This window comes from Pseudonocardia sp. 2-7, assembly GCF_056341085.1.
Genome location: NZ_CP094507.1, coordinates 3,560,660 through 3,581,241 on the forward strand (window position 1 = coordinate 3,560,660; position 20,582 = coordinate 3,581,241).

Sequence of the window (20,582 nt, forward strand, 5' to 3'; positions counted from 1 at the left end):
CGGTCAGTCTCCTTCGCGGGCGAGCAGGTCGCGGGCGGCGTAGACCTGTGCGGCCTCGCGGACGAGCGCGGCGCAGGTGGCGGCGGCGTAGTCGTTCTCCAGCCGGTCGGCGATCTCCGCGAGCCGGGCGGCCGACGAGGCGCGGGGCCGCAGCGCGTTGTAGATCGCGAGGACCTCCTCGTCGGGGACGGCGGTGAGCTCGGCGGCGCGCCGCATGTTCTCGGCGAGCTGGCGGCGGCCGACCGAGTCGGAGATCTCGCCCTGGAGCTTCAGGGTCTCGGGCGAGATGCGGAGGTCCTCGTTGCGGATCTCCCCGGACACGACGGCGGCCATGGTGACCTCCGCCAGCGGCCGGCCGGTCGGGGTACGGAGCAGGTCGGGCCGCTGCACGGACAGCGGGTAGTCGGTGGGGCCGAGGGTGGTGCTCATCGGGTCTCCTCCAGGCGGGACGCCACGGGCTGCTCGACCGGGGCCTGCGGGTGCGGGACGCGGCCGACGGGGGTCTCGCCGGCCGCGGCGGCCTCCAGCTCGGCCGGGGTGAGGAAGCGCTCGACCAGAAGGACGAAGGCGCCGCCTCCGATCAGGCCACCGAGCAGCGGGGCGACGATCGGGAGCCACCAGTACGGGACGCCGGCGGCGGTGACGAACGCGGTGTCGTAGCCGGTGACGAACGAGGCGAGTCGGGGGCCCAGGTCACGGGCCGGGTTGATCGCGTAGCCGGCGTTGGCACCGAACGCGATGCCGATGCCGACGACCAGGAAACCGATCATGAAGGGCGCCATGTTGGCGCCGGGCGGGTTGTTGAGCGCGTTGGTCAGCGCGAAGATCACGAAGACGAGCAGGGCGGTGCCGACGATCTGGTCGCCGAACGCGGCGAAGATCGTGACGTGCTCGCCGGGCAGGGTCGAGAAGATGGTCTGCGTGGCGACGGTGTGGCCGGGGTCGACCGCCGCGATCGGGCCGGCGTAGACGGCCCGCACGACGAGGGCGGCGAGGAAGGCGCCGACCGTCTGGGCCAGCCAGTAGGGCACGACCTTGCGCCAGGCGAAGCCCTTGAACACGGCCAGCGCCAGGGTGACGGCCGGGTTGAGGTGGGCCCCGCTCACGCGGCCGGCGATGTAGACGCCCATGGTGACCGCGACGCCCCAGCCCCAGACCAGGGTGCCCCAGTCGCCGTTGGCGCCCTCGGAGGTCACGACCTGGGCGACGGTGCCGCAGCCGATGAGGATCAGGACGAAGGTCCCGGCGAACTCGGCTGCGAGCTCGCCGGCGTCCCCGCGGCTCACGCGAGTGCCGCGACGGCGGCCTCGGCCACCGTCACGTCCTGCTCCACCGAGCCGGCGCTGACCCCGACCGCGCCGACGAGCTCACCGTCGCGGTGGATCGGGATGCCGCCGCCGAAGATGACCATGCCACCGGCGGTGTGCTCCAGGCCGTAGAGCTCGGCACCGGGCTGTACCAGCGGGGTCAGCGCCGCGGTCGGCAGGTTCATCAGGATCGAGGTGCGCGCCTTGCGCTGGGCGATGTCGATGCTCGCGCGGATCGCGCCGTCCTGGCGGGCGAAGGCGAGCAGGTGGCCGCCGTCGTCCACGATCGCCACGTTCATCGGCTGGCCGATCTCGGTCGCCTTCGCCAGTCCGGCGGCCAGCGCCTTCTCTGCGTCCTGGAGGGTCAGTCGCTGCATCCGGGCCTCACTCCTCGTCGAGTCGAGCTGCCCGGGTCCGTACCGGGCCACGACGAGGACGCTATGAGCGCGGTCACCCGTACAGATATGAGGACTCTCCCTACCTCACCCCCACCCCCACACCCTCCGGAGAGGGCCGTACGGCCCAGTCGGCGCCGGTGCGGCGGCGTCGACTGGGCCGGTCGCCGACGCGGCGTCGACCAGGTGGCCCCGCCGGCCGCAGCGACGGCGGCCACGCCGTCCTGCGTGCGGCTCGGGGGCGGCCCTCGCTCAGTTGCCCGCGCCGAAGCGGGCGAGCATGGTCCTGTTGCGGGCACCGGTCTTCCGCAGCACCGCTCCGACGTGCTTCTCCACCGTCTTGACCGAGATGGCCAGCCGGGTGGCGATCTGCTTGTCGGCCAGCCCCTGCTCGACGAGTGCGCGAACTTCCCGCTCCCGCAGGGTCAGCGTGTGCTGGCCGCGGGCCGGCTGGTGGCCGGCGGGCGGCGCGACGGGCGGACCCGCCGTGCAGGGGGTGGGCGGGTCGGGCCAGCAGGCCCGCACGCGCGTCCCCCACCCGGGGACGCTGTCGATCTCCAGCCGGCCGCCGGCGGCGCGCACGGTGGACTCGACCCGGTGCAGCCCGGACCGGGGCGCGGTGCCGGGGTCGAAACCGCGGCCGTCGTCCTCGACGAGCAGGCGGACCGTCCCCGTCTCGAACGCCAGCCCCACCCGCAGCGTGCACGCACCGGAGTGCAGCACCGCGTTGTCGAGCAGCAGCCGCGCGACCTCGTGCACCCCCGTCGCGACGACCGGGGCCGGCACCCGCTCGGTACCCAGGGTGACCACGCCGCCGCGGGCACCGAGCGCACGCAGCGCGCGGTCCAGCTCGGCCCGCAGCTCCGGCAGCAGCCGCGGCGCGGCGGGGGCGGTCGCGACCGCCGGGACGTCGGCGAGCAGCCGGGCCGCCATCACCGCGACGGCCGCCTGCTCGGCGAACCCCTCGACCGCGGCGACGTCGGAATCGCGGAAGCTCCCACCCCCACCGAAAGCACAGGCTCCGAGCAACTCGTCGTCCCACCAGAGGGGGGTTCCGAGCACGTCCGGTGCGCCAGGGCCGTCCCCCTCCACAAGGAGGGTGCGGGGCTCCCGGACCAGGCGGGCCAGGACGTCCTCGACCGGAGGCAGGGGATCGCGGTGCACGACCGGTGCCGGGTCGCCCAGCAACGCGACGGTGCCGCCACCACCGCCCAGCCTGCTGGTCGTGCGCCGGACGAGGTCGTCGAGCAGCGACGTCACACCCCGGTCCTGCGCCGCACCGTGAGCGAGGATCACCCGGTCCTCCCGGTATCCATCTTGCATCTATGCCGCATTCCTGGAGGGGAACGGTAGGGATGTCGACCGGGGTGGGCAAGCCTCGCGAACCCGGACCGGACGTGTTCAGGCATCATTTCGGGTGTGGACGACGGGTCACGGGCGAGCGGTAGCGCCACCGAACGGGCGTACCGGTTCGCCAAGGCCGGGATCCTCGACGGCTCCCTGCCCGCGGGCGAGCTGATCAGCGAGGGTCAGGTCGCGCGGCCGCTGGCGCTGAGCCGCACGCCGGTCCGCGAGGCGTTCCTGCAGCTGCAGGCCGAGGGTCTGCTGAAGCTCTACCCCAAGCGCGGCGCGCTCGTGGTGCCGGTCTCCCCCGGTGAGGTGGACGCCGTCGTCGAGGCCCGCGACGTCATCGAGTCGCACGCGATCGCCACCGTCGTGGGGGTCGACGACGAGACCCTGGAGCACATCGTCGCGGCGATGGACGCCGCGATCGACGCCCAGCTCGCCGCCGTGGCCGCGCGCGACGAGCTCGCCTTCGTCGAGGCCGACCGCCAGTTCCACACCGTGCTGGTGCGGGCCGGGTGCCGCAGCATCCTGCTGGAGGTCTACGGGACGCTGCGCGACCGGCAGCTGCGGATGAACATGGGCGCCCTGGGCGGCCGCTTCCCCGGCCGGGCCGAGCGCCTGGTCGCCGAGCACCGGCAGCTGCTCGCCGGGCTGCGCGCCCGGGACCGCCAGGGCGCGGTGGCCGTGCTCCGGGTGCACCTGGCGGGCACCCGGGCGTCGGTTCTGGGCGCTCCCCCGGCGAGCGCCTGAGCCGCCGGGCCTCAGCCCCGCAGCACCCGCACCACGACCGTGCGGCTCGCGCGGTCGTGCCAGCCGCGGCCGTCGGTGTCGCGCAGGAACGGCGGCAGCACCACCGCGATCATCGCGGTGCGCAGCAGCGCCCGCGGGACACCGACGTGGGTCGCCATGTCGGTGCGCGCGACCCGCATCCCCAGCGCGAGGTGCCCCGGTGCCGTGCCGAGCACCGACACGGACAGCGCGGTGATCACGAACCAGGTCCCGAGTACCCACCAGCTGAACTCCGGGGTGCCGAGCGCGTCGACCCCGGCGACCAGCAGCACCAGCAGGTAGGACAGGAACCAGTCGAGGCAGACGCCGGCGACGCGGCGGCCGAACCCGGCGACGGAGTAGTGGCCGGCCGCCGGCAGCCCGAAACGCTCGCCGGGGTGTCCGGCCGGGGCGGAGCCTCCGGCGGATGAACCGGGGAGCCAGGACTCGATCCAACGGGCCATGCTCTCTAGCGTAGGCGCCGTAGCCGCACCACCGAGCGGGACCGGACCGGACACAAATGACGAACGTGATCGATGTCGCGGTCGGGTCAGTTAACGTCGGTGAAACAGGTGAGTGATGGGTGAGCAACACGGCACTCCTACCGTCACCCACGATCTCCACCAGCGAATGAAGGAGCCCAGAGAGTGTTCAGCAACGCCGAAGAGGTACTCAAGTACATCTCGGACGAGAAGGTCGAGTACGTCGACATCAGGTTCTGCGACCTGCCCGGCGTCATGCAGCACCTCACCGTCCCCGCCAAGACGGCCGGCGACCTCCTGGAGAACGGTGCCGCCTTCGACGGCTCCTCCGTCCGCGGTTTCCAGGCGATCAACGAGTCCGACATGGCGCTGCACCCGGACACGACGACCGCCCGTCTCGACCCGTTCCGCAAGCACAAGACGCTGAACATCAACTTCTTCGTGCACGACCCGATCACCGGTGAGCCCTACTCCCGGGACCCGCGGAACGTCGCCCGCAAGGCGCAGGAGTACCTGACCGCCTCCGGCATCGCCGACACCGCGTACATGGCGCCCGAGGCCGAGTTCTACGTCTTCGACTCGATCCGGTTCGGCACCGACCCGCACCAGGCCTACCACCACATCGACTCCTCGGAGGGCTGGTGGAACACCGGCCGCGAAGAGGTCGGGGGCAACCTGGGCTACAAGGTCAACTACAAGGGCGGCTACTTCCCCGTCCCGCCGGTCGACCACTACGCCGACCTGCGCGCCGACATCGTCAGCACGATGCAGGCGTCGGGCTTCGAGGTGGAGCGCGAGCACCACGAGGTCGGCACCGCGGGCCAGGCCGAGATCAACTACAAGTTCGACACGCTGCTGCGTGCGGCCGACGACGTCATGCTCTTCAAGTACCTGGTGAAGAACGTGGCGTGGCAGAACGGCAAGACCGCCACCTTCATGCCGAAGCCGCTGTTCGGCGACAACGGCTCGGGCATGCACGTGCACTCGTCGCTGTGGAAGGACGGGCAGCCGCTCTTCCACGACGAGTCCGGCTACGGCGGTCTGTCCGACACCGCCCGCTACTACATCGGCGGCCTGCTGCACCACGCGCCGTCGCTGCTGGCGTTCACCAACCCGACGGTGAACTCCTACCACCGCCTGGTCCCGGGCTTCGAGGCCCCGGTCAACCTGGTCTACTCCGCGCGCAACCGCTCGGCCTGCATCCGCATCCCGCTGACCGGTGACAGCCCGAAGGCCAAGCGCGTCGAGTTCCGCTGCCCCGACTCGTCCGGCAACCCGTACCTCGCCTTCTCGGCGATCCTGATGGCCGGTCTCGACGGCATCAAGAACAAGATCGAGCCGCCGGCGCCGATCGACAAGGACCTCTACGAGCTCCCGCCGGAGGAGGCCAAGGACATCGCGCAGGTCCCGGCCTCGCTCGGTGCGGTCATCGACAAGCTGGAGCAGGACCACGACTACCTGCTCGAGGGTGGCGTGTTCACCCCGGACCTGATCGAGACCTGGATCTCCTACAAGCGGGAGAACGAGATCGACCCGCTGCGGCTGCGCCCGCACCCGTACGAGTTCGCCCTGTACTACGACGTGTGATCCGCACCTGACCCACGTCACACCGAGGCCCGGCCCCCGTCAGGGAGCCGGGCCTCGGCGCGTCCGGCGGGTCGTCGGCCGCCCCGTCAGAGGCGCTCGACGCGGTCGGCCTGCGGGCCCCGGTCGCTCTGACGCACGGCGTAGCGGACGCGGTCGCCCTTCTGCAGCGGCTCCGCGTCCCGGATCACGGACACGTGGACGAACAGGTCGTCCCCGCCGGCATCCGGGGAGATGAACCCGAAGCCGCGGTCCTCGTCGTAGCGCACGACGACGCCCTCACCGCCCCGCGCGGGGACCTCGCGCGCCGCCGGCCCCGCGGCGGGTGCCGACCGCTTCGGCGCCGTCGAGGGCTCGCCGGCCCGGACCAGGTGCACGTCACGGGCCTGGGGCCCCTTCTCCGCCTGGGCCACCTCGAAGGCGATACGGTCGCCCTCCGCGAGCCAGGTCAGCCCCTCGGCCAGGGCCCGGGCGTGGACGAACACGTCGTCGCCGCCGGAGTCGGGGGTGACGAAGCCGAAGCCCTTGTCCTCGTCGTACCAGGCCACCGTGCCGTCGGCGTCGTCCGCGGTGTCGTCGGTGGCGGGCAGGCCGGCCCCCGCTCCCAGCGGGATCACGTGCCCGGCCTGCGGGCCACGCTCGCCCTCCACCACCAGGAAGGCCACCCGCTGACCATCGGTCACCACGCCGCCGGTCACGATGGCGGAGCTGTGCACGAAGATGTCGGCGCCGCCGCCGTCCGGGGTCGCGAAGCCGTACCCCTTCCCCGGCTCGTACCAGGTGACGGTGCCGAGCAGGCCCACGGCGCTGTCGGCCGCCTCGCCCGTGACGCGCACCCGCAGCGCCTGGGGTCCGCGGTCGTTCTCGCCGACCTCGAACTCGACGACCTGGCCCTCGCGGAGCACCGGCGCACCGCCGCCCCCGACGATCTCGGAGGCGTGCACGAACACGTCCGGCGAGCCGTCCTCGGGTGCGAGGAAGCCGAAACCCCGTTCGGCGTCGAACCAGCGGACGGTCCCTTGCGGCATCGAGAACTCCAGATCGGTGGTCGGGTACTGGCCCCAGTCTCCCCGACGGACCTCGCGGTCCGTCGGGCCGGGCCCGCGGGCCTGCGGTGCGGGGCGGGCCGGCGGTCCGGCTGCTCCCCCGGCCACCCGCCGCGCGGGCGCCGGCGGACGGGTCCGGACATACGTCGGCGCCCGCCCGGAGAGTCTCCGGGCGGGCGCCGACGAGGGTGTTACGCGCGTGTCAGGCGCGGACCTTGCGGCCCACGATCACGCGGTAGATCCCCAGCAGGATCAGCGACCCCACGATGGCGAGCAGCCAGGTGGAGATGTTGAAGAAGCCGCCGAGGCCGACGCCGAACACCGCGCTGCCGATCCAGCCGCCGAGCAGCGCGCCGACGACACCCAGGATCAGGGTGACGATGATTCCGCCCGGGTCCTTGCCCGGCATGATGGCCTTGGCGATGGCGCCCGCGATCAGCCCCAGCACGATCCACGCGATGATGCCCATGTCTGTCTCCCTCGCTCACGGTCCGTTCGTGACGAACCGAATCTGACCGGTCGGCACCGAGTGACCCGTGGGGGTCGTGGCGAAACGTCCCCGGTGGTCACCGTTCGGATGCGATCAGGAGACGGGGGAACATCGGCCCGCTCCGGCTGCTCCGAACGGCACCGTGGAGACGCCCGTCCGCCGACCGGTGTACGGCCGTCGGCACCACGCGGTTCCCGATGTCGTGTAGGACGTCGCCGACGCTAACCACTGCCGGTCACGGAAACATCGCAGAACACCCCTGCCCCACCATCAGGTGCCGGAGTTCGCACGGTCGGGGTCTTCCCGGATGCGGACGCGTCACGAGGCGGTCACCGCGGACGGATGCGACCCCCGCTCGGGGTCAGGTCCGCTCGGAGCATCCCGCACGCGGAATCGGTGCAGAGATCATCTCATCGCCCGCGTCCGCGGATTCGTTGACAACGGTGGGACGCGAATGCTTGACTCAGAGGTATCGTGTTCCAGGTCACATCGAGTGAGGGTCGTACCGGCCCGTCCACTCCGCTCGGTGACACCGCCCGGGTGTCCACGGAACGGCACCGGCCACGCGCGACCCCCTGCGTCACCCTGCGCCCTCGGCGCGACCACGAACGTGCACGGTCCTTCCTCGGCGGCAGGATCGTGTCCCCTCCGCGCCCCCGGGCTGACCTCGTCGCCCGGGGGTGCGGCACATTGCGGGACGGTGGGACTACTCGGCGCCGGTGACCGCCACCAGACCGGCGGCCTCGATCCCCGCGAGGGCGGCGGCCTCGTCGTTGAGCGACGCGTCGCCGGTCACCCCGACGGCGCCGAGCAGCGCGCCGGCCCCGTCCTTGACGAAGACCCCGCCGGGCACGGAGAGGATCTTGCCGCCGGCGAGGTTCGCCACCGAGGTGAAGAACTCCGGGGAGTCCGCGGCGCGGGCGGCGATCGCGCGGTTGGTCATGCCGAGGGCGAGCACACCGCTGGCCTTGGCGACGGCGAGGTCGGGCCGCAGGAAGCCCGAGCCGTCCTGGCGGGCCAGGGCGACGATCGCGCCGCCCGGGTCGAGCACCGCGACCGTGAGCGGGTTGAAGCCCTGCTCGGTGCCGTGGGCCAGGGCAGCGGCGGCGATGGTCTGGGCCTGCTCGAGGGAGATCGTCATACCGCGAACCCTGCCATCACCGCGCCGCGCACGCCCACCCCGGCCTCACACGGCGGGTGGGCGGCGGTCAGCGCCGGGTGAGGCCCACGAGCGGGATCGTCCGGTCGGTCCTGCGCTCGTAGTCGGCGAAGCCGCCGTTGTTCTCCTTGATCCAGGTCCAGACGCGGTCGCGGTCGGCCTCGTCGAGCTCGGCCGCATGCACCGGCACGGTCTCGACCCCGCCCTCGCCGTCGGCGATCTCGGCGGTGACGTCCGGGTTCGCCATCAGGTTGTGGAACCACGCGGGGTGGCGCGGCGCGCCGGCCGCGGAGGCGACGACGACCCAGCGGTCACCGTCGGCGAACCAGCGCAGCGGCGCGATCCGCTCGGCGCCGCTCTTCGCGCCGACGTGGTGGACCAGGATCATCGGCAGGCCGGTGAACGGCTCGCCGACCCGGCCGTCGTTCTCGCGGAACTCACGGATCACCCTGGTGTTGAAGTCCTCTGCCATGGCCCCATGCTGTCAGGCGGGCGCCCCGCCGGGGGCGAACACGACCCAGCAGGCGGCGAGCGTCGCGGCGAACGCGACGAGCACGAACACCGCTGCCCACGCCCCGCCGCCGAGCGGGGTGAGCTCGGCGAGCCGGTCGGCGTCGGAGTGGCGCAGCCGGCCCCCGCGACGGCCGCGGCGCAGCTCCAGACAGGCCTTCACCCCGCCGAACAGCAGGAACCAGGTCAGCGCGGCGGCGAACCCGGTCCGCAGGTCGGCCGGGGCACGCAGCGCGACGAGCACGAGCACCGCCCCGGTCGCGACGACGGCCAGCCCGCCGTAGAGGTTGCGGATCTGCAGCAGCGTCGCGGCCAGCAGCACCACCGCGATCCACAGCATCGCCTGCGCCTCGTCCGCCGCGACCAGCACCGCACCGCCGAGGCCCAGCAGCGGCGGGAAGACGTAGCCGGCGAAGAACATCGCGACCACCCCGGGCCCGCGCCCCGCGCCGGTGGAGTGCGTGACGCCGGAGGAGTCGGCGTGCAGCCGGATCCCGGCCAGGCCCCGCCCGACCAGGACCGCGACGAGTGCGTGCCCGCCCTCGTGGGCGATCGTGACCGCGGTGCGCGTCAGCCGCCAGGTCGGCCGCCACGCGACGACCGTCAGGGCCAGCAGCGCGGCCAGCAGCGACGCCGGCCGGGCCGCGACGAGCTCGTACCCGCGGGTGATCACGTCGAGGTCTGCCACGGACCCCAGTGAACCAGCGGGGTCCGGTCACACCGCGCCGAGGATCTCCTCGACCGCCTCCAGCGCCGAGTCGGTGTCGTCCGCCAGGTACATGAGGTCGACGAAGGTGTGGTCGACGTCGGTGTCGGTGGCCGCCCGGCGCACCAGCGCGGCGGCGTCGGCGGCGGTCTCCCCCGGCTTCGGGTTCACCCGCAGCACCGCGCCGACCGCGTCGGCGGGGCGGCCCGCCTCGGCCGCGGCGGCACGCAGGTCCGCCCAGGGCGCGGAGACCGCGGCGTCGAGGTCGGTGACGTCGGAGGTGACGACCGGCAGGAACCCGTCGGCCCGTTCCGCGATCCTGCGGCGCGCCCGGGGGCTGAAGCCGCCCAGGTAGACCGGCACGTGCCGCGGCCGGGCGTGCACGTACGACGGCGCGACGCTCGCGAACCGCCCGGTGAACTCCACCGGGTCGTCGTGCCACCAGGTGTCGAACAGGTCGAGGGTCTCGTCGAGCCGGGCGCCGCGCTCACCCATCGGGACACCCACCGCGTCGTACTCCTCGGGCGACCAGCCGATGCCGAGGCCCAGCAGCAGCCGTCCGCCCGACAGGTTGTCGATCGTCGCCGCCTGCCGGGCCAGCAGCGCCGCCGGGTACCAGGGCGCGTTGAGCGTGCTGGTGCCGAGCTGCACCCGCGCGGTGACGGCGGCCGCCGCGGTCAGCAGCGCCAGCGGGTCGTGCGCGGCGGTGAACTGCTCGGGCACGCTGCCCGGGCCGCCGGGCCCGCCGCCGTAGCCGACCGTCGGGTCGACGGCCACCAGCAGCCGGTCGCCCGTCCACAGGCTCGCCGCGCCGCGCTCCTCGGCGCCCGCCGCGAACCGCATCGTCCCGTCCACGTGGGCCGCGGACGCACCGAACTGCGGGATCCCGAAACCGATTCGCACTTGACCTCCAGCCGCTGGAACACCCGACGCTGTCCCCGTGACCGCACCACCTACCGATGATCACCCTGTCACGCTGACGATCGGGCAGCTCGCCCGGCGCAGCGAGGTCCCCGTGCGCACGCTCCGTTTCTGGTCGGACGAGGGGCTCGTCCCCGCCGACCGCAACGGTGCGGGCCACCGGGTCTACGGACCGGCCGCGGTCGCACGGCTCGACCTCGTGCGCACCCTGCGCGAGCTCGGCCTGGGCCTGGACGACGTGCGCGCCGTGCTGTCCCGCCGACGGGGGGTCGGCGAGATCGCGGCGGCACACGTCCGGGCCCTGGACGACCGGATCCGGGAGCTGCGGGCGCAGCGCGCGGTGTGCGCCCTGCTCGCCCGCACCGGAGCCGGTGACACCCCACCCGACGAACGGAGCGTGACCCTGATGAACGACCTCGCCCGGCTGTCCGCGGCCCAGCGCCAGCACCTGATCGACGACTTCGTGACCGAGACCTTCGCCGGCATCGACGACGACGCGCCCGGCGCGGGCATCGCCACCGGCATGCGGTCGATGCCCGCCGAACTGCCCGACGACCCGACCCCCGAGCAGGTGGGGGCCTGGGTGGAGCTGGCCGAGCTCGTCGCCGACCCGGGGTTCCGGGCCCGGTGCCGGGAGATGGCCGTCGCCGGTGCCACCGCCCCCGAGCACCACGAGCGGGGGGCCGACCCCGCCGCGGTGGCCGAGCACGCCGGGGCCGCGCTCGCCGCGGGCGTCGACCCGGCGAGCCCGGAGGCGGCCCGGGTCCTCGCCCGCATCCCCGGCGTCGAGGGGCAGGACGCGGCGGCCCGCGCCCGGACCGCGGACAGCGTCGAGCTGTTCGCCGACCGCCGCGTCGAGCGCTACTGGACGCTGCTCGGGGTGCTCAACGGCTGGCCGGCCCGCGAGCCCGCGGTTCCGGCGTTCGAGTGGTTCGCCGCGGCGCTGCGCTCGGCACCGGCCGGTCAGTCCTCGGACCAGCCGTAGAACACCCGCTCGACGACCGCGCGGGCCCGCCGCGTGACGCGCTTGTAGTCGTCGAGGAACTCCCCCGGGTCGCCGCCCGCCGGGTACCCGAGCGCGACGGCGACGGCGGCCAGCTCCCGCCCCGAACGCGGGAGCTGGTCGCCGGGCTTGCCCTTGACCAGCATGATCGCGTTGCGGGCCGCGGTCGCGGTGCGCCAGCCCTCCTCCAGCTCGGCGGCGTCCCCGGCGCTGATCAGCCCCGCCTCCGCGGCCTCGTGCAGGCCGTGCAGCGTCGACGGGGTGCGCAGCTCGGGGACGTCGCCCGCGTGCTGGAGCTGCAGCAGCTGCACCGTCCACTCGACGTCGGCCAGCCCGCCCAGGCCGAGCTTGGTGTGGGTGGTGCGGTCCGCGCCGCGGGGCAGCCGCTCGGCGTCGACCCGGGCCTTGATCCGGCGGATCTCCGACACCGCGGCCGCCGACACGCCGTCGGCCGGGTAGCGGATCGGGTCGACCAGCGCGGTGAACTCGCGGCCCAGCGTCCGGTCCCCCGCGATCGGGCGGGCCCGCAGCAGCGCCTGGGCCTCCCACACCTCGCCCCAGCGGGCGTAGTACTCGCGGTAGGAGGCCAGGGTGCGCACCATCGGCCCGGACCGGCCCTCCGGGCGCAGGTCCGCGTCGACCGACAGCTCCGGATCCGGGCTGGGGGAGCCGAGCAGCCGCCGCACGCGTTCCACCACCCGGGTCGCCCACCTCACCGCGGTGTGGTCGTCGACGCCCTCGGCGGGCCTGCAGACGAACATCACGTCGGCGTCGCTGCCGTAGCTGGACTCGCCGCCGCCGAGGCGGCCCATCCCGATCACCGACAGGACGGCCGAGCGCTCGGTCTCCGCGCGCAGCACCGCGTCCAGGGTCGCGGCCAGCACCGCCTCATTGACCGAGTTCAGCGCCGTGCACACCGCGTCGACGGGCAGCAGGCCGAGCAGGTCGGCGCAGGCGATCCGCAGCATCTCGTGGCGGCGGTAGGACCGCGCCGACGCCACCGCGGCCTCCGGCGTGCTCTGCCGGGCGACGGTGGTGCGCAGCGCCATCGACACCTCGGCCGGGTCCCGGGTCAGCTCCGGGCTCTGCACCCCCGAGGAGGTCGCCAGCATCCGCAGCACCTCCGGCGCGCGGGCCAGCAGGTCCGGGACCAGGGCCGACGTCCCGAGCAGCGTCATCAGCCGCTGCGCGACCGCGCCCTCGTCGCGCAGCAGCCGCAGGTACCAGGGGGTGTCGGCGAGCGCCTCGGACACCCGCCGGTAGGCGAGCAGGCCGCGGTCGGGGTCGGGGCTGCGCGACAGCGAGTCCAGCAGCACCGGCAGCAGCGCCCGCTGGATCGACGCGGCCCGCGACACCCCGCCGGTGAGCGCCCGCAGGTGCCCGAGCGCCCCCTCCGGCGACGCCCAGCCCAGCGCCTTCATCCGTGCCTTCGCCGCCTCCGGGGACAGCACGGCGTCGGCGCCGTCGGCGGCCAGCCGGGACACCGCCGACAGCAGCGGCCGGTAGAACAGCTTCTCGTGCAGCCGGGTGACGCGGCGCGCGTTGCGCTGCCACTCGTCGACCAGCACCCCGACGACGTCGCGGCGCCCGTCCGGGCGGATCCGCGCGGCCCGGGCGAGCCAGCGCAGTCCGTCGACGTCGTCGGCGGCCGGGAGCAGGTGGGTGCGGCGCAGCTTCTGCAGCTGCAGCCGGTGCTCCAGCAGGCGCAGGAACCGGTAGGACGCGGCGAGGTTGGCGCCGTCGTCGCGGCCGACGTAGCCGCTCTCCGACAGCGCGGCCAGCGCGACCAGGGTGTTGCCCGAGTGCAGCGAGTCGTCGCCCCGGCCGTGCACCAGCTGCAGCAGCTGGACGGCGAACTCGACGTCGCGCAGCCCGCCGCGGCCGAGCTTCAGCTCGCGTTCGCGCTGCTCGGAGGGAATGTTCTCGATGACCCGGGCCCGCATGGCCTGCACGTCGGTGACGAAGTCGTCGCGGGTGGAGGCCTGCCACACCATCGGCGACAGCGCCTCGACGTAGGCGGCGCCGAGCTCGCGGTCCCCGGCGATCGGGCGGGCCTTGAGCAGCGCCTGGAACTCCCAGGTCTTCGCCCACCGCCTGTAGTACGCCACGTGCCCGTCGAGGGTCCGCACGAGTGCGCCCTGGCGGCCCTCGGGGCGCAGGTTCGCGTCGACCTCGAAACAGGCCTCCCCCGCGATGCGCATGACCCGCGACGCGAGCTTCGTCGCGGCCTGAGTGAGCTCCCCGCCGGGTTCGGCGACGAACACGACGTCGACGTCGGAGACGTAGTTGAGCTCCCGGCCACCGCACTTGCCGAGCCCGATGACCGCGAGCCGCAGCTCCTCGGGCGGGTCCTGCTCGGCCGCGGCCACCGCCAGCGACGCCGACAGCGCGGCCTCGGCGAGGTCGGCGAGCTGGGCGGCGACGTCGTCGACCTCCATCACCGGCAGACCCGGGTCGCCGACGGCGGCCAGGTCGGCCGAGGCGAGGCCGAGCAGCTCGTCGCGGTAGGCCGTGCGCAGCGCCGCGACGGCCTCGGCGCCGGTCAGCGACGCCCGCGCTCCGCCGGGCGTCCCCGGCGGCGGCGCGGCCGGGTCGGCCCCGACCGCGCGCAGCAGGTTCGCGGTGCGCCGGGCCAGGTCCGGCGGCGGGTTCCCGCGCTCGGCGGTGTCGGCCAGCAGCGGCCAGCGGTCCGGGTGGCCGACGAGGTGGTCGCCCAGCGCCGTCGACGACCCCAGGGTCGCCAACAGCCGCCCCCGCAGCCCGCGGTCGGTGCGCAGCGCCCGGTCGATCGCGGGCCACGGGGCGGTCTGCGCCAGCCGCTCGACCGCCCGCAGGGCGAGGGACTGGTCGGGGCTGCGGGCCAGCGCCCACATGATCTCCTCGCAGCCGGGCGCCGGCCCGTCGGTCGCCCACCAGCCCAGACCTCGCAGGGTCGTGGCCGCGTCCTCACCGGTGAGGCCGAGCCGGGCGAGCGAGGTCCCCGTGCGACGGTCCATGACCGGTGATCCTGCCCCATCGCGGGCCGCCCTTCCCTCAGGGGCGTCCAGCGGTCAGGCTCGGGGGCATGCACGTCGTGATCGTCGGTGGGGGTGTCGGAGGACTGACCACGGCCCTGGCCCTGGAGCGGGCCGGGATCGGGTCCACGGTCCTGGAGCAGGGGTCCGGCGCGGGCGAGCTCGGTGTCGGGTTCAACCTGCTGCCGCACGCCGTGCGGGTGCTCGACGGGCTCGGCCTGGCCGCGGAGCTGGCCGACGTCGGCATCGCGACCACCGACCTCACCTACGCCCACCGGCTCGGGCAGCCGATCCTGCGCAGACCCTGCGGGGTGGCGGCCGGCTTCTCGTTCCCGCAGGTCGCCGGGCACCGCGGCCGGGTGCACCGGATGCTCACCGACGCCGTGCGCGCTCGGCTGGGGTCCGACGCGATCCGCACCCGGCACCGGGTCGCCGGCGTCGAGCACTCCGACGGGGGTGTCCGGGTCCGCTTCGCCGACGACGCCCTGCCGGAGGCGACCGGCGACGTGCTGGTCGGCGCGGACGGCATCCACTCCGCGGTGCGGGCGGGCCTGTTCCCGGGCGAGGGACCGCCGCGCTGGAACGGGGTGTCGATGTGGCGCGGTGCGACGGACTGGCCGGCGTTCCGCGGGGGCCGCTCGATGGTCGTCGCGGGCGGGAACGCGGCCAAGCTGGTGGTCTACCCGGTCGGCGCCGGCAGCGCGCCGGGCACGGTCCTCACGAACTGGGCGGTGTGCATCGCGACCGGCGCCGACGGCGACCCCGCCCCGCAGCGACAGGACTGGTCACGGCCCGCCGACCGCGACGAGACCCTCGCCCACGCCCGCCGCTTCCACCTCGACGACGTCGACCACCTCGCGCTGGTCGCCGCGACACCGGAGATCTTCGAGTTCCCGATGTGCGACCGGGACCCGCTGCCGCGCTGGTCGCACGGGCGGGTCACCCTGCTCGGCGACGCCGCGCACCCGATGGTCCCGATGGGCTCCAACGGCGCCGGGCAGGCGATCCTCGACGCCGAGTCGCTCGCCCGGCACCTGGCCGCGGGCGGCGACCCGGCGGCGGCGCTGGCCGCGTACGAGGCCGAACGGCTGCCGATGACCGCCGACGTCGTGCTCCGCAACCGCGTGGGTGGCCCGGAACGGGTCATCGACGAGGTCGAGCGCCGCGCGCCCGACGGCTTCGACGACCTCGACGCGGTGATCACCGGCGGGGAGCTCGAGGAGATCTTCGCCGGCTACCACCGCGCGTCGGGCAACACCCGCTAGTCGGCGCCGGGGACGCTGCCCGGCGGCAGGAAGTCGACGTCGTGCAGCGCCGACTGCCGCACGACCTCGGCCGGGTCGGTCAGGTCGTGCAGCCGGTCGAACAGCGACGCCAGCCGGCCGGCCGGGCTGACCCAGAACAGCGCGCGGGCGTCGCCCTGCTCCTTGTTGTAGTAGGCGTGCGGCAGACCCTTGGGCATGAGGACGGTGTCGCCCGGCCCGGCCTTCTCCCACTGCCCGTCCAGGTAGAGCGTGAACACGCCGTCGAGGACGTGGATGTGCTCGTCCTGGGTCGGGTGCACGTGCGGCGGGACGCCCGTGCCGGGCGGGTCGAGGGTCTCGAAGGCGAAGCTGGTCTCGCTGACGGCCTTCGCCCAGTAGGTGTGGCCCAGCACGTTCCACACCCGCTTGTACTGGCCCTCACCGGCCCGCGTGATGCCCTTGGGCAGCGGGCCCAGGATGATCTCGTCCGAGAAGTCGGTCACAGCACGGGAAGATACGTCGCGAGCTCGTGCGGCGTCACGTTCCGGCGGTAGGCGTCCCACTCGGCCCGCTTGTTCCGCAGGAAGAAGTCGAACACGTGCTCGCCGAGGTACTCGGCGACGAGCTCGCTCTTCTCCATGACGTCGAGGGCCTCGGTGAGGTTCTGCGGGAGCAGCTCGTAGCCCAGCGCCCGGCGCTCGGTGTCGGTCAGGGCCCACACGTCGTCCTCGGTGGGCGGGGGCAGCTCGTAGCCCTTCTGGATGCCGGTGAGGCCGGCGCCCAGGATGACCGCGTAGGCGAGGTAGGGGTTGCACGAGGAGTCCAGCGTGCGGACCTCCACCCGCCGCGACGAGGACTTGCCCGGCGAGTACATCGGGACCCGGACCAGCGCGGAGCGGTTCGCGTGGCCCCAGGACACCGCGGTCGGGGCCTCGCCGCCGGTGATGAGGCGCTTGTAGGAGTTGACCCACTGGTTGGTGACCGCGGTGATCTCCCGGGCGTGCTTGAGCACGCCGGCGACGAACGCCTTGCCGGTCGCGGACAGCTCGTAGGGGTCGTCCGGGTCGTGGAAGGCGTTGTGGTCGCCCTCGAACAGCGAGAAGTGCGTGTGCATGGCCGAGCCGGGGTGCTCGGAGAACGGCTTGGGCATGAACGAGGCACGCACGCCCTGGGTGAGCGCGACCTCCTTCACGACGTAGCGGAACGTCATGAGGTTGTCGGCCATGGTCAGGGCGTCGGCGTAGCGCAGGTCGATCTCCTGCTGGCCGGGGCCGCCCTCGTGGTGGGAGAACTCCACCGAGATGCCCATCGACTCCAGCGTCTCGATGGTGTTGCGCCGGAAGTGCGGGGCGACGTCGTGGCTGGCCTGGTCGAAGTAGCCGCCGGAGTCCGCCGGGACGGGCCGGGTGCCGTCGCCGGGCAGGTCGCGCAGCAGGTAGAACTCGATCTCCGGGTGCACGTAGCAGGTGAACCCGGCCTCGCCCGCCTTGTTCAGCGCGCGGGTCAGCACGTGCCGCGGGTCGGCCCAGGACGGCGACCCGTCGGGCATGGCGATGTCGCAGAACATCCGCGCCGAGTAGTGCTCGCCCGAGGCGGTCTCCCAGGGCAGCACCTGGAACGTCGACGGGTCGGGCTTGGCGACCATGTCGGACTCGTAGACGCGGGCGAAGCCCTCGATGGCCGAGCCGTCGAAGCCGATGCCCTCGGCGAAGGCGCCCTCCAGCTCGGCCGGGGCCACCGCCACCGACTTGAGATATCCGAGCACGTCCGTGAACCAGAGACGGACGAAACGGATGTCGCGTTCCTCGAGCGTGCGGAGCACGAACTCCTGCTGGCGGTCCATGCGGCGGAGCCTAGGAACCCCGTGTTACGCGGAAGTTACCGGGGTGTGCGGGCGACCCGGTCGTGGTCGCCCGCACACCCCCGACGACGGCCCTCAGCTGGGCGCGAGCGTGCACTCCGCGCCCTGCGGCGGGAGCGTGAGGTTCACCAGATAGTCGATCGCGAGCGTGTCGGTGCACGCGTCACCCTGCAGTGACGCGGTGTGCTGGTTGCCGTTGACCGTGATCAGGCTGCCGTTCAGCTGCTGGGCCAGGTCGACCCCGGCCTGGTACGGCGTGGCCGGGTCACCGGTGACCGACACCACGACGACCGGCGGGAGTCCGTCGACCTTCGGCGTGTGCGGCTCGCTGGTGGGCGGGACCGGCCAGAACGCGCACGCGTCGCGGGCACCGACCGGGCCGCGGCCGGTGGAGCGGAACGGGGCGGCCTCGTCGGCCCGCGTCGCCAGCTCCAGGGCCTCCGACGGCTCCTTCAGCGCCGGCTGGTTCACACAGCTGATCGACTGGAAGGCCTGCAGCATGTTCGAGTAGCGGCCCTGGTCGTCGCGCTCGTGGTAGAGGTCGGCCAGACGCATCAGCAGGTCGCCGTTGCCGTTCGCGACCTGCGAGATCCCCTGCTGCAGCGCGGGCCACAGCTGGGAGACGTAGAGCGCCTGGCTGACGCCGGTCTGGGCGTCGGAGAAGCTCAGGACGCGCCCGTCGCCGACCTTCGCGGGCGTGTCGATCAGTGGCCGCATCACCGTCTGGAACGCCTGGGTCGCCTTCGCCGGGTCGGTGCCCAGCGGGCAGCCGGGGCGGCTGGTGCAGTCCTCGGCGAAGTTGTCGAACGCGAGCTGGAACCCGGCGTTCTGCTTGACCGTGGAGTCGATGGTCGACTGCGTCGGGTCGATCGCGCCGTCGAGCAGCAGCGCGCGGACGTTCTGCGGGAACGCCTCGGCGTAGGCGGTGCCGAGCTCGGTGCCGTAGGAGAAACCGGCGTAGGTCATCTTCTGGTCGCCGACGGCGGCCCGCATGACGTCCATGTCCTTCGCGACGTCACGGGTGCCGACGTTCGCCAGCACGTCGGCCCCGGTGCGCTGGGTGCAGCGCTCGGCGAACTGACGGCTGTCGGCCTCGGCGGCGGCGACCCCGGCGGGCGAGGGGTCGGCGAAGACCTTGGTGCGCTCCTCGTCGTTCTCCGCGTCGGTGAGGCACTGGATCTTCGGCAGACTCGCACCGGTGCCACGGGGGTCGAACCCGACCAGGTCGAACCGGTCCCCCAGACCGTTGGTGGCCCAGGTGGCGGCCTGGCGCGCGACGAACGAGGTGCCCGAGGCACCGGGGCCGCCCGGGTCGGCGAACAGCGAGCCGATCTTCGCTCCGGTCGCCTTCTTGCGCAGCAGCGCGATCTGCATCGTCTTCCCGTCGCCGGGCCGGGCGTAGTCCTGCGGGACGGTCACCCGGGTGCAGTCGAACTGCGGGTCGGCGTAGGTCTGCGCGTCGTCCGCGGTGGGGGCGTAGTCCGCGCAGGGGCCCCACTGCAGCTGCTGGTCGTAGAACTGCGCCAGCTCCGGCGGGTTCTGCGCGGCCTGCGGCTGGTCGCCGGTGCCCGCGTCGGCGCACGCGCCGACCAGGACGAGGGTCGCCGCACCGAGCACGGCGAGCGCGGCCGGACGCGCCCGCCGGCGGGCCGGGGCCGGTGTCTCTCGTCGGTGGGCACGTCGTCGCAACAGCCGAGGGAGCATGACCGTGAGCATGCCACCGACCCCCGACGGTGACCGGTCGCGGGTCACGGCCCGGGTGAGGGTGCCCACACCACGGGGCGGTCGGGGCCCGTGCGCTGCCACCCTGGCGTCCGCCATCGACGGCGAACCCGGGGACCCACGACCAGCGTGGGCCTCGAGGCACGGAAGGAGCTCACCGGTGAGCACACAGGAGAGCGGAGAGGTGGCGGCCCCGTACCGGGCGCCCGCGACCCCGCCGAAGCGGACCCGCGTCCACCACCTGCTGCAGTGGAAGCAGGAGGGCCGGCGCTGGCCCATGCTGACCGCCTACGACGTCTACTCCGCCGAGATCTTCGACGACGCCGGCATCCCGGTGCTGCTCGTCGGCGACTCCGCGGGCAACAACGTGTTCGGCCACGACAACACCATCCCGGTCACGGTCGACGACCTGGTCCCGCTGACCCGCGCCGTGGTGCGCGGCGCCCGCAGCGCGCTCGTCGTCGCCGACCTGCCGTTCGGCAGCTACCAGATCTCCCCCGCGCAGGCGCAGGAGACGGCGTTCCGGTTCATGAAGGAGGGTGGGGCGCACGCGGTCAAGCTCGAGGGCGGTGCGCGCTTCGCGCCGCAGGTCGAGGCGCTCACCGCGTCCGGCGTGCCGGTGATGGGCCACCTCGGGTTCACCCCGCAGAGCGAGCACGCGCTGGGCGGGTTCCGCATCCAGGGCCGCGGCGACGCCGCCGACCGGCTCGTCGAGGACGCGCTGGCCGTGCAGGAGGCGGGCGCGTTCGCCGTCGTGCTGGAGATGGTGCCCGCCGACGTCGCCAAGCGGGTGACCGGGGAGCTGCGCATCCCGACCGTCGGCATCGGCGCCGGGCCCGACTGCGACGCCCAGGTCCTCGTCTGGTCGGACATGGCCGGGATGAACCGCGGGAAGGTGCCGCGCTTCGTCAAGAAGTACGCGGAGCTCGGCTCGGCCCTGCACGACGCGGCGGCCGCGTTCGCCGCCGACGTGGCGCACAGCGAGTACCCCGCCGAGGAGCACAGCTACCGCTGAGCCGGACC

Annotated in this window: 20 protein-coding genes; 5 read left to right on the forward strand and 15 right to left on the reverse strand. The window is 73.8% G+C overall.

The features are described from left to right. Positions 1–3 precede the first annotated feature (3 nt). From MTO91_RS17130 to MTO91_RS17145, 4 genes are all read right to left on the reverse strand, one after another. Positions 4–429, reverse strand: coding sequence for a diol dehydratase small subunit (locus tag MTO91_RS17130; RefSeq protein WP_062395983.1), 426 nt, complete (start codon positions 427–429; stop codon positions 4–6). Continuing rightward, positions 426–1,286 (reverse strand): MIP/aquaporin family protein, encoded by an 861-nt coding sequence (locus tag MTO91_RS17135; protein ID WP_476651867.1) that lies wholly within the window; start codon positions 1,284–1,286, stop codon positions 426–428. Before MTO91_RS17135 ends, MTO91_RS17130 begins: the two co-directional genes overlap by 4 nt. Further along, entirely contained in the window at positions 1,283–1,735 is a 453-nt protein-coding gene (locus tag MTO91_RS17140) for a GlcG/HbpS family heme-binding protein (protein ID WP_224402122.1), read from the reverse strand. The genes MTO91_RS17135 and MTO91_RS17140 overlap by 4 nt, the downstream gene beginning before the upstream one ends. Positions 1,736–1,954: 219 nt before the next feature. Beyond that, complete coding sequence (locus MTO91_RS17145) at positions 1,955–2,998, reverse strand: LuxR C-terminal-related transcriptional regulator (RefSeq protein ID WP_476651869.1); 1,044 nt, start codon at positions 2,996–2,998, stop codon at positions 1,955–1,957. 123 nt (positions 2,999–3,121) lie between these two features. Between MTO91_RS17145 and MTO91_RS17150 the strand changes: the two genes are divergently transcribed. Beyond that, on the forward strand, positions 3,122–3,799 hold the full coding sequence (locus MTO91_RS17150) for a GntR family transcriptional regulator (RefSeq protein WP_476651870.1): 678 nt from the start codon (positions 3,122–3,124) through the stop codon (positions 3,797–3,799). Between the two features lie 11 nt (positions 3,800–3,810). Here the strand turns inward: MTO91_RS17150 and MTO91_RS17155 are convergent, their stop codons facing one another. Continuing rightward, positions 3,811–4,281, reverse strand: a complete 471-nt coding sequence (locus MTO91_RS17155; RefSeq protein ID WP_350662720.1) for an RDD family protein — start codon at positions 4,279–4,281, stop codon at positions 3,811–3,813. A gap of 183 nt (positions 4,282–4,464) precedes the next feature. Between MTO91_RS17155 and glnA (MTO91_RS17160) the strand changes: the two genes are divergently transcribed. Further along, positions 4,465–5,886 carry a type I glutamate--ammonia ligase gene (gene glnA / locus MTO91_RS17160; protein ID WP_476651873.1) on the forward strand — a complete coding sequence of 474 codons (1,422 nt, stop codon included), beginning with the start codon at positions 4,465–4,467 and terminating at the stop codon, positions 5,884–5,886. Between the two features lie 86 nt (positions 5,887–5,972). Here the strand turns inward: glnA (MTO91_RS17160) and MTO91_RS17165 are convergent, their stop codons facing one another. The 6 genes from MTO91_RS17165 to MTO91_RS17190 all read right to left on the reverse strand — a co-directional run bounded on the left by MTO91_RS17165 (position 5,973) and on the right by MTO91_RS17190 (position 10,697). Continuing rightward, the gene (locus MTO91_RS17165) at positions 5,973–6,911 is read right to left on the reverse strand and encodes a cold-shock protein (RefSeq protein ID WP_455752471.1); all 939 of its coding nucleotides are present in this window, start codon (positions 6,909–6,911) and stop codon (positions 5,973–5,975) included. 220 nt (positions 6,912–7,131) lie between these two features. After that, a complete protein-coding gene (locus MTO91_RS17170; RefSeq protein ID WP_073574171.1) occupies positions 7,132–7,398 on the reverse strand; it encodes a GlsB/YeaQ/YmgE family stress response membrane protein in 267 nt (88 codons plus the stop codon). 727 nt (positions 7,399–8,125) lie between these two features. Further along, positions 8,126–8,560 carry a GlcG/HbpS family heme-binding protein gene (locus MTO91_RS17175; protein ID WP_476651875.1) on the reverse strand — a complete coding sequence of 145 codons (435 nt, stop codon included), beginning with the start codon at positions 8,558–8,560 and terminating at the stop codon, positions 8,126–8,128. Positions 8,561–8,627: 67 nt separating this feature from the next. Next, a complete protein-coding gene (locus MTO91_RS17180; RefSeq protein ID WP_224402117.1) occupies positions 8,628–9,050 on the reverse strand; it encodes a nitroreductase/quinone reductase family protein in 423 nt (140 codons plus the stop codon). A 12-nt stretch (positions 9,051–9,062) separates the two neighbouring features. Then, positions 9,063–9,776: a M50 family metallopeptidase gene (locus tag MTO91_RS17185; protein WP_083474181.1), complete on the reverse strand. Its 714-nt coding sequence runs from the start codon at positions 9,774–9,776 to the stop codon at positions 9,063–9,065. Between the two features lie 27 nt (positions 9,777–9,803). Continuing rightward, complete coding sequence (locus MTO91_RS17190; RefSeq protein ID WP_476651878.1) at positions 9,804–10,697, reverse strand: TIGR03619 family F420-dependent LLM class oxidoreductase; 894 nt, start codon at positions 10,695–10,697, stop codon at positions 9,804–9,806. A gap of 37 nt (positions 10,698–10,734) precedes the next feature. Here MTO91_RS17190 and MTO91_RS17195 point away from each other — a divergent pair, with 37 nt between their 5' ends. Continuing rightward, positions 10,735–11,700 carry a MerR family transcriptional regulator gene (locus MTO91_RS17195; protein ID WP_251785027.1) on the forward strand — a complete coding sequence of 322 codons (966 nt, stop codon included), beginning with the start codon at positions 10,735–10,737 and terminating at the stop codon, positions 11,698–11,700. Here MTO91_RS17195 and MTO91_RS17200 read toward each other — a convergent pair. Further along, positions 11,679–14,714 (reverse strand): bifunctional [glutamine synthetase] adenylyltransferase/[glutamine synthetase]-adenylyl-L-tyrosine phosphorylase, encoded by a 3,036-nt coding sequence (locus MTO91_RS17200; protein WP_476651879.1) that lies wholly within the window; start codon positions 14,712–14,714, stop codon positions 11,679–11,681. The two genes, MTO91_RS17195 and MTO91_RS17200, sit on opposite strands and share 22 nt — an antisense overlap. 68 nt (positions 14,715–14,782) lie before the next feature. Between MTO91_RS17200 and MTO91_RS17205 the strand changes: the two genes are divergently transcribed. Further along, complete coding sequence (locus MTO91_RS17205; RefSeq protein WP_476651880.1) at positions 14,783–15,997, forward strand: FAD-dependent monooxygenase; 1,215 nt, start codon at positions 14,783–14,785, stop codon at positions 15,995–15,997. Here MTO91_RS17205 and MTO91_RS17210 read toward each other — a convergent pair. From MTO91_RS17210 to MTO91_RS17220, 3 genes are all read right to left on the reverse strand, one after another. After that, positions 15,994–16,479, reverse strand: coding sequence for a cupin domain-containing protein (locus MTO91_RS17210; RefSeq protein ID WP_208822393.1), 486 nt, complete (start codon positions 16,477–16,479; stop codon positions 15,994–15,996). The genes MTO91_RS17205 and MTO91_RS17210 overlap by 4 nt on opposite strands. Beyond that, positions 16,476–17,819 carry a type I glutamate--ammonia ligase gene (gene glnA / locus MTO91_RS17215; RefSeq protein ID WP_062395995.1) on the reverse strand — a complete coding sequence of 448 codons (1,344 nt, stop codon included), beginning with the start codon at positions 17,817–17,819 and terminating at the stop codon, positions 16,476–16,478. Before glnA (MTO91_RS17215) ends, MTO91_RS17210 begins: the two co-directional genes overlap by 4 nt. Positions 17,820–17,912: 93 nt before the next feature. Beyond that, on the reverse strand, positions 17,913–19,541 hold the full coding sequence (locus MTO91_RS17220; protein WP_405416514.1) for an alpha/beta hydrolase: 1,629 nt from the start codon (positions 19,539–19,541) through the stop codon (positions 17,913–17,915). Between the two features lie 178 nt (positions 19,542–19,719). Here MTO91_RS17220 and panB point away from each other — a divergent pair, with 178 nt between their 5' ends. Next, a complete protein-coding gene (panB, locus tag MTO91_RS17225) occupies positions 19,720–20,574 on the forward strand; it encodes a 3-methyl-2-oxobutanoate hydroxymethyltransferase (RefSeq protein ID WP_476651882.1) in 855 nt (284 codons plus the stop codon). Positions 20,575–20,582: the final 8 nt, after the last annotated feature.

Bases quoted from the DNA above. Each gene is read 5' to 3' on its own strand.
- MTO91_RS17205 (WP_476651880.1), top strand. From the start codon at position 14,783: ATGCACGTCGTGATCGTCGGTGGGGGTGTCGGAGGACTGACCACGGCC.
- MTO91_RS17165 (WP_455752471.1), bottom strand. From the start codon at position 6,911: ATGCCGCAAGGGACCGTCCGCTGGTTCGACGCCGAACGGGGTTTCGGC.
- MTO91_RS17155 (WP_350662720.1), bottom strand. From the start codon at position 4,281: ATGGCCCGTTGGATCGAGTCCTGGCTCCCCGGTTCATCCGCCGGAGGC.
- MTO91_RS17130 (WP_062395983.1), bottom strand. From the start codon at position 429: ATGAGCACCACCCTCGGCCCCACCGACTACCCGCTGTCCGTGCAGCGG.
- glnA (WP_062395995.1), bottom strand. From the start codon at position 17,819: ATGGACCGCCAGCAGGAGTTCGTGCTCCGCACGCTCGAGGAACGCGAC.
- MTO91_RS17175 (WP_476651875.1), bottom strand. From the start codon at position 8,560: ATGACGATCTCCCTCGAGCAGGCCCAGACCATCGCCGCCGCTGCCCTG.
- MTO91_RS17200 (WP_476651879.1), bottom strand. From the start codon at position 14,714: ATGGACCGTCGCACGGGGACCTCGCTCGCCCGGCTCGGCCTCACCGGT.
- MTO91_RS17220 (WP_405416514.1), bottom strand. From the start codon at position 19,541: ATGCTCCCTCGGCTGTTGCGACGACGTGCCCACCGACGAGAGACACCG.
- MTO91_RS17180 (WP_224402117.1), bottom strand. From the start codon at position 9,050: ATGGCAGAGGACTTCAACACCAGGGTGATCCGTGAGTTCCGCGAGAAC.
- MTO91_RS17170 (WP_073574171.1), bottom strand. From the start codon at position 7,398: ATGGGCATCATCGCGTGGATCGTGCTGGGGCTGATCGCGGGCGCCATC.